Consider the following 13,261-nt stretch of genomic DNA (forward strand, 5'->3'; position numbering starts at 1 on the left):
GAGCTTCACCGCCCGGATGGAACAAACCCTCGACGATATCTCCACCGGGACGACGCAATGGTTGCCCTATTTAGAAAAGTTCTACCTGGGTGAAAAAGGGCTAGAAAACCAAGTCAAACTGGGTTTCACCGATATCGATGCTACCCTCGCCCGGACGATCGATCTCGAAAATCTCGATGTCAAAGTCCGCATCGGTAAATTTGGCGCATTTATCGAAACCGAATCCGGTAACGCCTCAATTCCCAAAGATCTTACCCCCGCCGATCTCGCCCCCGAAACAGTCGAGATGTTGCTCAAACAAAAGAGCAGCACCCCCGACACTCTAGGCAATCACCCCGAAACAGGCGAACCGATCTATCCCAAACTCGGCCCCTTCGGCCCCTACGTCCAATTGGGCGACAAAGACGAGGATAGTAAGAAAAAGCCCAAACAATCTTCCTTGCCCAAAGGGATGAAACTCGAAGATGTCACCCTCGAAATCGCCATCGAACTGCTCAAACTTCCCCGCAGTCTGGGCGTTCATCCCGAAACAGGCGGCAAACTCCAGACCAACCTCGGCAGATTTGGCCCGTATATCCTCTACGATCGCGGTAAAGAAGGCAAAGAATATCGATCGCTCAAAGCTCCCGATGATGTCCTCACCGTCTCCCTAGAGAGAGCTGTCGCCATCCTTGCCGAACCCAAAGCGACCCGGGGCGGCAAGAAAGAACCCCTCCGCACGCTCGGCAATCACCCCGACGATAACGAACCCATCGCGATTTTTGCTGGCCCCTACGGTAAATATATCAAGCACGGCAAAATCAATGCGGGTATCCCGGAAGGGGAAACAGTCGAAGGGATTAGTCTAGAAACTGCGCTGAGTCTATTAGTCGCTAAAGGTGGTACGGCTAAGAAAACGACTGCGAAAAAGACCACAACTACTAAGAAAGCTGCGACTACGACCACCAAAGCCAAGGCTACTACTACTAAAGCCAAAACTACCACAGTCAAGAAAACGACTACAGCTAAAAAAACAACCACCAAATCGAAAACTAGCTAGACTAAAATTCAACCCCCTTTTCAAGGGTTGTTTGATGTGGATCGCAGATCCACATCAAACAACCTTTTCAAACATCCTCTTAATCTTCTTCGGAAACAAGCTCTGGGATCGCTTTGCGATCGTCTACCAAATTTGACAAGTGAATCCACTGTTCGATGCTGAGATCTTCGGCGCGAGTTTCATCACTAATATTTAACGATGCGAGGAGTTCGACTAAAGCCTCTCGATCGATTGCACTTTGAAGATTATTTCGGAGCATTTTTCGACGAGTGCTAAAGCCTAGTCTCACTAAATTATCTAATAACTTAGGATTTTTTGCTGTTAGTTCTAACCTTCTAGGAGTCAATCTAATTACCGCTGAATCGACCTTGGGCGGTGGTGAAAAGTCGCGGGCGGGTACGGGGCAAATTAATTCGCAGTGGGCTAAATATTGGACGCGAATCGATAATGCGCCAAAAGCTTTGGTGCTGGGTTTAGCAAACAGCCGATCGCCGACTTCGCGCTGAACTAATAGGACGATCGAATCAAACGGTCTTTCGGCTGGATGGACGATATTACCCAAAAGTTTTTCGAGGATCGGCCCAGTAATATTGTAAGGAATATTGGCGACGACTTTATTTGTCTTTTGAAAGTTGGGAAAGTCATGCAAACAACTATCGACATCGAGATTCAGGAAGTCATTTTCTAGCAATAAAAAGTTGTCTAGATGACCCATTTTTTTAACAAGTAGCGCACTCAAGTCTCGATCGATCTCTACAGCTACTACTGCATTTGCCGCAGCCACCAGTCTGCGAGTGAGAATGCCAGTCCCAGGGCCGATTTCTAGAATTCGATCGGTTGGCGCGATCTTGGCTGCCGTGATGATCCGATCTAGCACTTGTTCGTTTCGCAGCCAGTGTTGCCCAAATTGTTTCTTGGTCTTCATCTAGGGGTAATGGGTAATGGGTAAGAGGTAAAAAGTAAAAAGTAAAAGGTAAGAGGTAGATCGCTATGTGTTAGTTCTATTGTTTTCGATCTCTGGCATTGAGGCACTCAAGCTTTTGTCATTTAGTTGCACTTGTTAATGTTCAAACGCTCTGGATCGACTAACATAAAAATTCCTCAAGTATTTATCTTTCAAATGTAAACCCATTACCCATTACCTATTACCTTTTACCTCTTACCCTCTACCTCTTACCCTTTCCCCTAACCGTGCTACTCAACCTCAACTCACTACTTGCCGCGCTGACTTTTTATACCTGTATTCCAGTTTCGGCTAATTGGCAATTGAATTTTGCCAGAATTGCGCGCTGGGCACCGATCGTCGGGCTGGGAGTCGGGGGGGGATTGGGAGCGATCGATTTCGGATTAGCATGGCTGCATATGCCGATCTTAGTGCGATCGGGGCTAGTAGTAGTCCTGTGGATTTGGTGGACGGGAGGATTGCACCTAGATGGGGCGATGGATGCCGCCGATGGCTTGGCGGTGCAAGATCCGGAGCGACGATTGCTGGTGATGAGCGATAGTGTTACGGGCGCATTTGGGGCGATGGTAGCAGTAGTTATCATCTTACTCAAAACTTGCGCTCTGGCGGAAATTCCTGGCGATCGACTGTGGGTATTAGGATTAGCAGCGGGTTGGAGTCGTTGGGGACAAGTCCTGGCGATCGCGCTGTATCCCTATCTCAAAGTCCAGGGCAAGGGCGCTTTTCACCAAAAAGGGTTGCGTGTACCTGGAGACATCTTACTAGGTCTAGCGGTCATTCTAGCCGTAACTGGGTGCCAGATTTATTTACAGCCAGCACATTGGCTCTCGATCGGGAGTCGGGCGCTGGCAAGCTGTGGGATTGCGGTATTAACTGGCTATTATTTTCACCGTCGGCTGGGGGGACATACGGGGGACACCTATGGAGCTGTTGTAGAATGGACGGAGGCGTTTATCCTGTGTCTGTGGACTATTCCCTCACTTTAATTTCGGCTAAATATTGGGAATCTGCCAATCAATTTCTGAATTACCGTTTGACTTTAGCACTGTATTAATCGTCGAAAAAGGTTTGCTCCCAAAAAAGCCATTCCGGGCAGAAAGTGGCGAAGGATGAGCAGATTGGATCGCCGTATGTCGGCTAGTATCGATTAGTTTGAGTTTCTTTTTGGCATAGCCACCCCAGAGGACAAATATGACTGGATCTATTTTTTGATTTACCTGAGAAATGACAGCATCGGTAAAAGTTTCCCACCCCTTATCTTTATGAGAATTTGGGGTATGTGCGCGAACGGTGAGGACGGCGTTTAACATCAAAACTCCTTGCTGTGCCCAGGGTACGAGGTAGCCATTATTAGGGATATTTAAGTCTAGATCGCTTTTAAGTTCTTTATAAATATTGACTAATGAGGGTGGTGTTTTGATACCAGGGTTGACCGAAAAACATAGTCCATGTGCTTGATTATCATCATGATAAGGATCTTGTCCGAGTAGTAATACACGTATATTTTCATACGGTGTTAACTCAAAAGCAGTAAATATATTTGCGACAGCGGGAAAGATCGTTTTAGTTTCTCTTTCGGTATTAATAAAGTCTTGAAGCTTGTTAAAGTACGGTTTTTCAAACTCTGCTGCAAGGACTCGGCACCAATCATTAGAAATCAAGGGAATTGACATATTAATATCGATTACTTTAGTTAAATATTGCGGCTGAGAATCGATTCGTGAAGTCTGCGATGAGGGCAGTAGCTGATATCTGTACGCGCCATCACGCGGCGGCAATTGCTCCGAGCGTTGTTAATGAATCGATCGCCGCAGCACTCAATCCAGTTACACCAGCAATGTTCATTGCTAAATATGGTGCTGGTGCTTGGTACGATCGCTGACACTCGCCAGTGGCGAGATCCCAGACTCTAATTGTCTCATCGTCACTCCCACTCACAAGCGTACGACCATCTGGACTATAACTCAGTGAATTAACGCGATCGAGATGTCCGATAAGGGTCTGCACTACCGTGCCCGTCTCAACTTCCCAAATTTTAATCGTGCGATCGGCAGCACCAGTTGCTAGATATCGACCGTCATGGCTCAATTCAATGGCTAAGATATCTTGAGTATGTCCGGCGAACTGCTGTAATAATTGGCATGAGGGCACATCCCATAATTGCGCGACATTATCAGCACCAGCACCCACAGCTAAATATCGACCATCGGGGCTAAATGCCAAATCCCAAATCATGTTACTACAATCTGTCTGCGCGTGAATCAGCTGTCTGGTTGCCACATCCCACAACCGCCACGAGAGATCGAAACTCGCAGTTGCCATCAGTCGCCCATCCGGACTAAACACGATCGATCTCACCACTCTACTATGACCGAGCAGCGTCGCCGCTAACACCCCTGTCTCTGTCCACAACCGCACTCGACCTTCCCCACTGCCACTAGCAAGGAGTTTGCCATCGGGACTAAATCTCACCGACCACACCGCCTGACGATCGGCGGCTAGGGTGTGTAATAAATTACCAGTGGCGGCTTCCCAGACTTTGACGGTACGATCTTCACTGGCACTAGCAATCGACCCAGAATGCGGATTGTAATCCACCATCAAAATCAGACCGGGATCGTGCCCTCTGAGTAACCGGACGATATTCCCAGTCCACACATCCCAGACTCTGACGATGCCATCCTGCGAACTACTGACGATCTGAGTCCCATCTGGAGTAAATATCGCCGACTGAATCCGATTGGTATAGCCAACCCACCGCGACAACTCTTGCCAAGTAGTCGTACTCCACCATCTAATCGATCGATCGACCCCGCCTGTCACCAATAATTTACCATTGGGACTAAATTTAAGCAGTGAAACTAGGGAGGAATGTCCGTGGAGGGTGGCCATGGCAGTCGGTGGCGAATCGTTCGCGCGAATCCGTTCGATCTCCCAAATTTTGACATCATTGGTGCTATTTCCAGTCGCTAGCAGCCGACCGTCTGGGCTGAAATCAATCGACATCATCCAATCAGCATATCCTGGCAAAGTTGCCACGATCGCGACCGTTGTCAGATCCCATAGTCTAATCGTCCCATCGCTACTGCCAGTGGCGAGTAAGCGACCGTCGGGACTAAATCTCACCGTCCATACTTGCCGTGTATGCTCGGTCAAGTGATGGCACAAATCGCCAGTCGCAATATCCCAAATTTTGACAGTATTATCATCGCTACCAGTAGCAATTAGCCGACCATCGGGACTAAATCTAATTGAAAACACTTGCTGGAGATGTGCTGCGCGAGTACTCTCAATTTTCCCGCTGGCGATATTCCAAATTCTCATCACTCCAGCATCGTCGCCAGTAGCGAGTAACTGCCCAGCCGGATGAAAATCCAGCGACAATACCGGACGGCTATCTGCTTGTAAAATATGAATCAGGCGATTAGTCTGGACATCCCATAATCTTACCGTCCCATCTTGGCTGGCACTAGCTAGCACCCGCCCGTCAGGACTAAATCTCACCGCCCACACCCAGCTTGTATGTCCCTGAGATTTGTTGAGCAATTCACCGCTACCCACTTGCCACAAGCGGATATCGCCGCTCGTCTCTCCAGTCGCTGCTAGCTGCGAGTCAGGACTAAAATCGATCGCCCATACCCAGCCAAACGTATTCGTAAATAGGGATTTGGACAGATCGGCATTGCTAAAATTGACATCATGCAGACTCGCGCCCTGCATGTCGGCTTGCCACATCGTCAATCCGGCAAAGTTATAACCAGTTAACTCAATTTGCAGATGGCGGAGGAGATTGAGCAGATTCCCACCGCCATAATGAGGGATGTCTGGGTAACAAGTGCGGATACTAGCGAGGAGCGATCGCAGATAGCGATCTAATGCCGATGTTTGCCGGAATTTTAATTTCAATTGACTCGCCACGGGCTGGAGAATCAGGCGTTTTTGGATCGCTTGAATATATGTGGGCGACTGCGATTTCACTAGCGGATGCGACAGCAATAGGGGTAGGGTTGAGGGTGGCTGGTGCATGTCCCAAGTACTGAGTTCGGCGGTGACTCGATCGATAAATATTGCCGTCACATATTCCATCACCACTGCTTGTTGGGTGAATTTACCGCGATTGTGTTCGAGGAGCGATCGTCTTCCCAAGGATGAAAAAGCAGTTAATACCGTCTGTTTGGTCGTCGCTGGCACGATCTCGCCATCTAAATCGGCAGGGGACAACCACTCCCGCTCGATCGCCAACCAATACATTACTACTGTCTCAGCAGGTGACAGCCGCGCAAATTGTTGGTCTAACAATTTGCAAATATCATCGAATATCCCCGCATCAGTATCGAGAAATCCATCGATATCCCCATCGAACAAATCACAAATGGAGGTCGAGACAATATTTAAGGCGAGGGGATTGCCACTATAGAGTTCTACCAATCGCTCTCTCCCCACGCGCGATGTGGATAACCCCTTGGCATCGAACAGCAGATCGCTATTGCTAGCTGTCAGTCCTGAGAGTACTAGCGATCGCACGGCTAATTGCGCTCCCTCTAAGGGAACCATCGCTACTGGTTTTTCCCGACTGGTGACGAGCAGACAACTCTGATGTGGGGATGCGCCAATTCGTCCGAATAGTTCGGCATAGCCTGGATCTACGCGCTCGTCATCCCGATTCTGGATGATGGCTTCGGCATTATCCAAAATCAATAAACACCTTTGCTGGCGGAAACACTCTAGCAAGCGGGTAATTTGCGTGGAAAGATCGATCGTCGGCGAGACGATCTCGGCTTTATGAGAAAAAATCTCGATTAATTCTGGGAGGAGATCGGTTAATACTGGCGCGTTACGCAGAGATCGCCAGACGATCGTGGTAAATTCCGGTTGCAACTGTTGCGCGAGTTTGGTGACGAGGGTAGTTTTACCGATCCCACCCATGCCCAAAATAGCTACCAACCGACATCGATCGATCGTTACCCATTGTGACAATCGCGCTAATTCTCCCGCTCGTCCGTAAAAAATTGCAACATCTGGGGCTTCACCACGATTCCCCCAAGGGGAGGCTTTGCCAACGAAGTTGCTGCGGCAATCGCTGTGGGGTGATAAAATTGCTAGCTCCAAACCTGGAGAAATTGGTGCGGACTCATCGGGATAGAGATAGTCAGCACGTTCTAGGGTCAAATTAAAAGCCGAAAAACACAGATCGATCGTCTGTTTGTCAACCGGAATTGGCTTTGCATTAGTAACATCGTCGGGTGCGCCAGTGAAAATTTTGGCGAGTGTCATCAGCGAGAGCTTCGTCAGGTTACTCAATTCTTCATTGGTATACCGCACCCCAAAATTAGCCGTCAGTTCGCGATCTAATCTTGCTGTTTGGAGTTTTTGATAGCCTGTGGCTGTTAATATTACGCCCCGTCTCCGGCTATTTTTTCGCGCTGTCATGTCTGATTCAGGTTTGAGCTTCAGCTCTAGCTGGTGCTTAATACTAGTCGATTTATGCAGTCTACACTCGATCGATACTGCTATACCAGCGATCGCAGCTTAACTTTTAACTAACTTAGCTAACTTGTCTGGACTTCAGCTAAATGGCTGAGCAAGAATGAAAATATGCAGCAAATTATACTAAGCCTGACTCGTACGACCTACCAATCTTGCCCTCACCCCCAACCCCTCTGCCAAGCTTGGGAGAGGGGAGCCAGAGCAGTAGGCGATGGCGGGAAGAGGGCTACCTGGGTTTTCGATCGCAACAGAAAGATTTGAGAAGTGGATTTAGTATATTTTTTTACATCACAGTTTCGCTCGCCACCCCCAATTTCTGAGCTTGCAACAGCAAGACTAAAAGATATGAATGAAATCAAAAAAGGCTTCGCCCAAGCCGTAGCAGGTGCATTTGCGAAGCGTCCCCTTTGGGGAATCGCGATCGCAACCGTATATGCGATCGCCGCTCCAGCTCCATCAGCAGCAGCGAGTTTTACTCTTAATGGCAGTAATAATAATTCTGGCACATTCAACTATACAGGCACCCTCGATACCGTGAATATTACTACTACGGGCATTTACACGATCGATGCCTTCGGCGCACAAGGTGGCAAAACGTATTCTATACTAGGCGGACTAGGTGGCAACCTTCAAGCTAACTTTAACCTTAGTGCTGGCACCATCTTGAGCATCATTATCGGGGGTCAAGGTGGTGATGGCCGTAAAGGACTCAATTATGCTCAAGATGGTTCTGGTGGTGGCGGCGGCGGAACTTTTGTGGCTACCAAGTTGAGTAGTGGTACCCCTACGATCCTACTTAGTGCTGGTGGCGGCTTCGGTGGCGTAAGCTTCGGTGGAAAGGGCAACGGCAACGGCGGCAAGGGAGGCGACGGTGGCAGTGGCATAGACTTCCCTACAAGCGCAGGCGGTAGTGGCGGCGATGGCGGCTTCGGCGGCGGTAATGGCGGCGACGGCGGCGACGGCAGCTTCGGCGGTGCGGGCGGTATGGGCGGTATGGGTATTGGTATCGATCTTAGCCAGAATATAGTTCTTGTCAACGGAGGTAGCCGTGGCAGACCCACAGGCAGAGGCGGTATCGGCGAAGACGGCATAGGTATCGGCGGTATCGGCGGATACGGTGGATACGGTGGATACAACATCGGCGGATACGACGGATACAACCCATCCGGTGCATACGGTATCTACAATAGCAGTGCGATCGCTGGTAGTATCGTGTCTAATAATGCCGTCCGGAATGGCAATGGGTTCTTATCAATTACCTTCAACTCTGCACCTACAGCAGTTCCTGAACCATTCACTATTGTCGGGACGCTCATTGGTGGTACGGCGGCATGGCGACTGCGACGGCAGATGAAGTCTAGCGATCTCAAGCGACGCAAGTAACTAGTCGATTTTGCCAGGTTGGGATAAGGGTGGTGGCGATCGAACGGTGAAGATTTGGCGATCGATTAAAGCAATCTATTATTGAATTCTCTATAAGATTTCGATCCTCACTAGCCCACCCTCGATCGTATCAACCTGTAACCGATAACCATAAAGCAGTGCCATTCCCAATAGCGGCTCTGTTTCTGATTCTGCAATGTCGATCTCACGATATAGTCCATCCCAGATCGCGATCGCAGTGTACAAATCAAAGAACGTTTCGCTGCCATCGCCTAGAGTGACAACATCAGAGCCACTCCAAGGTAAATTTAGGGTAGTTACGATCGAAGAGGGTAAACATAGAAATCCATTGAACCCTGTATCAATCACAACGTCGATCGCTTGAAATTCTCGATTTGAGTTACCGACGACAACAGTTAGCGTTGCTTCGCGCTTTGAATTCACAACTCCCTGCATCATGAATTTTTCTTTAGACTCCTTGCCCCAAAATGATAAACAGCCCGATGCCCAATCCGAATTACCCAAGGCTGGGCATCAGGATGTCGCTCAAACAAGCGATTAGTCGCAGGCACAATATTTTCATCGACCTCAAAATCTCCTGTTTCAATGTCGATCGCTACAATTTTGTCATCGTTGCCCACTTCGACTTGTTGTTGAATACCAGATTCATAGAGTTCTTGCCCACGCCTAGCTAACTCTTCTTTGCTATAGCGTCTTTGACGGACTGCCATCGGTTCGATCTCCTCTCAAATGTGCCTTTCTATTGTAGCTTGAGCGGGGGAGTCGATTGCCTACGGCAAGCTTCACGATCGAGTCTTGAAGATTTGGAGATCGCTCGATCGCCATTTACTTAGAGGATGTCTTCCGGATCGGGAAGAGCGATCGCATCTTAACTTTTAACTAACTTAGCTAACTTATCTAGACTTCAGTCAAATGGCTGAGTAAGAATAGCAGTATGGAGCAAATTATACGCAAACTCGATCGATCGTGGAGATACATATGTTCGGTATTTCGTACCTCATGCTATGTTTCCAGCGTTAGAGCTAACTAATTTCAGTAGCCCCTATTTACCCAGTTGAGGAATTAACGATGACTACACAAAATGTTAAGTTACAAAATGTGAAAACTGCATACAACAATGTTGCGAATAAAGGAACACTGTATAAATTCAATGGAAAATTCCGTATTCCAAATATGGTCGAATCACACGTTCAAGGAGTCGCCCATTATGGTAATTACCTACTGCTTTCTCATAACAATAAGGGGTACTCGCAGGGGTTTATTATCGTGCTGAATACGGAAAGCATGAAGATGGTACACAAAATTTATACACCCGACGAACACTACAATCATCCTGGGGGAATACAGGTGATTGGGAATTATTTGATCGTGCCTGTCGAGAACAGTAGCTACTCACAATCGCTCATCCATTTCTATGATTTGTCTGAGATGACAGACAGCAAACCGCCCAAAAATGAAACATTTAGTATCATACGAGAATGTAGTGGAGCTGGAGCTGCTGGCATTACCAATTACACGGACGCTGAGACCGAGTATTATTTATTGGCTGCTTATACCAAAAATACTATTGACTTTTATAAGTCTAATGGAAATCCGATATCGAATGATCCTGGCTTCCAAGAAATACTTTTCTCAGCAACAATTTCGTGCGAAACCTATGACTCTATTTGTTTGCTAACGGATGTCAACCAACAAATCTACATGATCGGTTTTCGCACATACAATTTAGGAGGTAGTAATGAAGACTATGCGGATTTATACGAGATCGATTTGCAGAAAAAATGTGCTTCGCAGGTAATACCCTCACGTCACTTTTATACCGAACATGGCGGTTTTATCGGACTAGCTGGCGTACATTTTCGATGGGGGGCTGGGCTAAAGATTGTTAATGACAGCTCTTTAAACTTCTTGGCAACTCAAAGGAATTTTGTTGGCGATCTCTTCTACACAAATACTTTTCTAGATAGTAGTGAGGTAAAAACTGTAACGACTAAATTTGCTGAGGTTTAGCACCCTCAAGCTCTGGTTTTTCATTAGCAATCGCTGTCTTAGAGGATGTTTGAAAAGTATATTTTGCTACTATATCTAAACATTGAAACAGCGATTGCTATAAATTTTTTTTTGCCAAATAGCTACCATAAATAGATCGATTCAATTACTCCCCGAATCTCTTAGCTTCTAATAGAATTTACACAATGAAAACAAAATCTCCGTTCGTGTCAGCAGATCCTGTCCAAAATTGCTCTTTACTATCTAGCATTGCAATTGGTGGAATTGTTCTTCTGACTACATCTGTTGGCTCCTGCCCTGCTGTAAACGCTACTGTCCTTTACATGGCAGATAATAGCTCTAACACAATCAACACGATCTCATCAACAGGGGTCGTCACCCCGTTCGTAACGCTTAACACTCGTGTTGATGCGCTTGCGTTTGATGCAAGTGGCAACCTTTATGCAGCTGGAGGCTCCTTGTCTGGCAAAATCGACAAGATTTCCTCAACAGGGCAAATCACCACCTTTGCTACGGGACTTAACTATCCCTATGCACTTGCGTTTGATGCAAGTGGCAACCTCTTTGAAGCCGATGCTGGAGTTAGTCTCGGCTCTAGCAAAATCAACAAGATCTCATCAACAGGGGTCGTTACCACCTTCGTTTCAGGACTTAGTTTTCCTACTGCGCTTGCATTTGATGCAAGTGGCAACCTCTTTGAAGCCGATAGTGGCTCCGGCAAAATCAATAAGATCTCATCAACAGGGCAAGTTACCACTTTTATGCAAGGACTGGCAAGTCCTTATGGACTTGCGTTTGATGCTAGTGGTAACCTTTTTCAATCTAATTATGCTGCCAACACAATAAACAAGCTCTCACCAACAGCTATTATCACGTTGTTCCAAAACGGTTTAAAGCAGCCCTCAAGACTTGCATTTGATGCAAGTGGCAACCTTTATGTCGCTGTAGCTGGAGATAGTCCCGGCTCTGGCAAAATCAACAAGCTCTTGCCAACAGGGCAAGTCACCACCTTCGCTAGCGGACTTAGTAATAACATTGTGTTTGCATTTGGACCCGATCCCGCTCCAGCTACAGCAGTCCCCGAACCATTTACGATTATCGGCACATTAATTGGTGGTACAGCAGCCTTCCGCATGAGCAAGAAACTCAAGTCTACTCATAAATAGTCGATCGGGATTGTTAAAATAGCTCGATCTATTCGCCGAATCGAGTTATTTACTGGAGTTTCTAGTTCGATCTCTACCTAATTTGGCTCGATCGAATTTTAACTTTTAACTAACTTGTCTGGACTTGGACTAAATGGCTGAGTAAGAATAGCAGCATCCAGCAAATTATACGCACACGCACTCGATCGCGGAAATACATATCTTCCACAGCTGGCACCTCGTGCTACGTTTCCAGCGACAGCTCTTTAAACTGCCGGGCAACTCACAGGAATTAAGACTAACAATACTGTCCAAACCGCCTCGTTAGTCGCTAGACGGTTGCACTTAATGGCTGAGACTCGATCGAGGTCAAGAAATTTCGCAGTAACTGTTTACCAGAACTGGTTAAAATACTTTCGGGATGAAACTGCACCCCTTCAATGTGGGGATAATCCCGATGGCGCACGCCCATAATGGTACCGTCCTCGACCCAGGCATTGATTTCTAGGCAATCGGGACAAGTGGCTCGATCGACTACCAGGCTATGATAGCGAGTAGCTGTGAATGGATTGTCCAAACCCGCAAATACACCTGTGCCATCGTGGTAAATTTCCGAAGTTTTGCCGTGCATTAAGATCGGCGCGGCGATGACATCACCACCAAAAACTTGCCCGATACTTTGATGTCCCAAGCAGACGCCCAAAATTGGATACTTGGTACCTAATTGGCGAATAATCTCTAAAGTAATCCCCGCATCATCTGGGCGACCTGGTCCTGGTGAGATCAAGATCCCAGCGGGATCGAGACTAACAATCTCATCAATGGTAATCCGATCGTTGCGATAAACGCGAATATCTTTGGCGATCGGTAATTCTTGTCCTAATTCGCCCAAATATTGGACGAGATTGTAGGTGAAGCTGTCGTAATTATCAATGACTAAAATCATGCGTTACACTATCCCAACCTAATCCAGTGTAAAACAAAGATCGCCATTCTCACGCACATCTTAAGCCGATCGATCCAAATTTAGTCTTTGATTTCCCCTAAAGCCTAAAGCCCAAAGCCTAATTCCTAATGAACGAACAATAACATGGCTTTGGGTACGACTAGACAAGCACCTACTAGTACCGACGCAAAAGCTGAAATCAAGACGGCACCAGCGGCACAATCTTTGGCAATCTTGGCTAGTTCGTGATAGGTTTGACCGACAGT

At 47.2% G+C, this 13,261-nt stretch carries 12 protein-coding genes; 5 read left to right on the plus strand and 7 right to left on the minus strand.

What is annotated here, in order from left to right:
• Window positions 1–1,039: topoisomerase C-terminal repeat-containing protein (locus RMO35_RS12990; protein ID WP_309741713.1), on the plus strand; the 1,039-nt coding region annotated here is incomplete at its 5' end.
• A 79-nt stretch (window positions 1,040–1,118) separates the two neighbouring features.
• Here the strand turns inward: RMO35_RS12990 and rsmA are convergent.
• Window positions 1,119–1,964, minus strand: coding sequence for a 16S rRNA (adenine(1518)-N(6)/adenine(1519)-N(6))-dimethyltransferase RsmA (rsmA, locus tag RMO35_RS12995; protein ID WP_309741714.1), 846 nt, complete (start codon window positions 1,962–1,964; stop codon window positions 1,119–1,121).
• A gap of 266 nt (window positions 1,965–2,230) precedes the next feature.
• Between rsmA and cobS the strand changes: the two genes are divergently transcribed.
• A complete protein-coding gene (gene cobS, locus RMO35_RS13000) occupies window positions 2,231–2,989 on the plus strand; it encodes an adenosylcobinamide-GDP ribazoletransferase (RefSeq protein ID WP_309741715.1) in 759 nt (252 codons plus the stop codon).
• Window positions 2,990–2,995: 6 nt separating this feature from the next.
• Here cobS and RMO35_RS13005 read toward each other — a convergent pair whose 3' ends face one another.
• Window positions 2,996–3,676 carry a uracil-DNA glycosylase gene (locus RMO35_RS13005; protein WP_309741716.1) on the minus strand — a complete coding sequence of 227 codons (681 nt, stop codon included), beginning with the start codon at window positions 3,674–3,676 and terminating at the stop codon, window positions 2,996–2,998.
• A 91-nt stretch (window positions 3,677–3,767) separates the two neighbouring features.
• Window positions 3,768–7,433 carry an eIF2A-related protein gene (locus RMO35_RS13010; RefSeq protein ID WP_309741717.1) on the minus strand — a complete coding sequence of 1,222 codons (3,666 nt, stop codon included), beginning with the start codon at window positions 7,431–7,433 and terminating at the stop codon, window positions 3,768–3,770.
• Window positions 7,434–7,835: 402 nt separating this feature from the next.
• Between RMO35_RS13010 and RMO35_RS13015 the strand changes: the two genes are divergently transcribed.
• The gene (locus RMO35_RS13015) at window positions 7,836–8,873 is read left to right on the plus strand and encodes a PEP-CTERM sorting domain-containing protein (protein ID WP_309741718.1); all 1,038 of its coding nucleotides are present in this window, start codon (window positions 7,836–7,838) and stop codon (window positions 8,871–8,873) included.
• 90 nt (window positions 8,874–8,963) lie between these two features.
• Here the strand turns inward: RMO35_RS13015 and RMO35_RS13020 are convergent, their stop codons facing one another.
• Both RMO35_RS13020 and RMO35_RS13025 read right to left on the minus strand, forming a co-directional pair.
• The gene (locus RMO35_RS13020; protein WP_309741719.1) at window positions 8,964–9,332 is read right to left on the minus strand and encodes a clan AA aspartic protease; all 369 of its coding nucleotides are present in this window, start codon (window positions 9,330–9,332) and stop codon (window positions 8,964–8,966) included.
• Window positions 9,329–9,604 (minus strand): hypothetical protein, encoded by a 276-nt coding sequence (locus tag RMO35_RS13025; RefSeq protein WP_309741720.1) that lies wholly within the window; start codon window positions 9,602–9,604, stop codon window positions 9,329–9,331. Before RMO35_RS13025 ends, RMO35_RS13020 begins: the two co-directional genes overlap by 4 nt.
• 358 nt (window positions 9,605–9,962) lie before the next feature.
• On the opposite strand from RMO35_RS13025, the gene RMO35_RS13030 reads away from it, so the two are divergent.
• A complete protein-coding gene (locus RMO35_RS13030; protein WP_309741721.1) occupies window positions 9,963–10,904 on the plus strand; it encodes a hypothetical protein in 942 nt (313 codons plus the stop codon).
• Window positions 10,905–11,089: 185 nt separating this feature from the next.
• Entirely contained in the window at window positions 11,090–12,070 is a 981-nt protein-coding gene (locus RMO35_RS13035; RefSeq protein ID WP_309741722.1) for a hypothetical protein, read from the plus strand.
• A 310-nt stretch (window positions 12,071–12,380) separates the two neighbouring features.
• Here the strand turns inward: RMO35_RS13035 and RMO35_RS13040 are convergent, their stop codons facing one another.
• Both RMO35_RS13040 and RMO35_RS13045 read right to left on the minus strand, forming a co-directional pair.
• Window positions 12,381–12,995 (minus strand): aminodeoxychorismate/anthranilate synthase component II, encoded by a 615-nt coding sequence (locus tag RMO35_RS13040; RefSeq protein ID WP_309741724.1) that lies wholly within the window; start codon window positions 12,993–12,995, stop codon window positions 12,381–12,383.
• Between the two features lie 125 nt (window positions 12,996–13,120).
• On the minus strand, window positions 13,121–13,261 hold a 141-nt coding region (locus RMO35_RS13045; RefSeq protein WP_309741725.1), incomplete at its 5' end, for a diacylglycerol kinase.

It is taken from the genome of Chamaesiphon sp. OTE_20_metabat_361 (assembly GCF_031364565.1).

Bases quoted from the DNA above. Each gene is read 5' to 3' on its own strand.
- RMO35_RS13020 (WP_309741719.1), bottom strand. From the start codon at position 9,332: ATGATGCAGGGAGTTGTGAATTCAAAGCGCGAAGCAACGCTAACTGTT.
- RMO35_RS13030 (WP_309741721.1), top strand. From the start codon at position 9,963: ATGACTACACAAAATGTTAAGTTACAAAATGTGAAAACTGCATACAAC.
- RMO35_RS13015 (WP_309741718.1), top strand. From the start codon at position 7,836: ATGAATGAAATCAAAAAAGGCTTCGCCCAAGCCGTAGCAGGTGCATTT.
- RMO35_RS13040 (WP_309741724.1), bottom strand. From the start codon at position 12,995: ATGATTTTAGTCATTGATAATTACGACAGCTTCACCTACAATCTCGTC.
- RMO35_RS13025 (WP_309741720.1), bottom strand. From the start codon at position 9,604: ATGGCAGTCCGTCAAAGACGCTATAGCAAAGAAGAGTTAGCTAGGCGT.
- RMO35_RS13035 (WP_309741722.1), top strand. From the start codon at position 11,090: ATGAAAACAAAATCTCCGTTCGTGTCAGCAGATCCTGTCCAAAATTGC.
- RMO35_RS13005 (WP_309741716.1), bottom strand. From the start codon at position 3,676: ATGTCAATTCCCTTGATTTCTAATGATTGGTGCCGAGTCCTTGCAGCA.
- rsmA (WP_309741714.1), bottom strand. From the start codon at position 1,964: ATGAAGACCAAGAAACAATTTGGGCAACACTGGCTGCGAAACGAACAA.
- RMO35_RS13010 (WP_309741717.1), bottom strand. From the start codon at position 7,433: ATGACAGCGCGAAAAAATAGCCGGAGACGGGGCGTAATATTAACAGCC.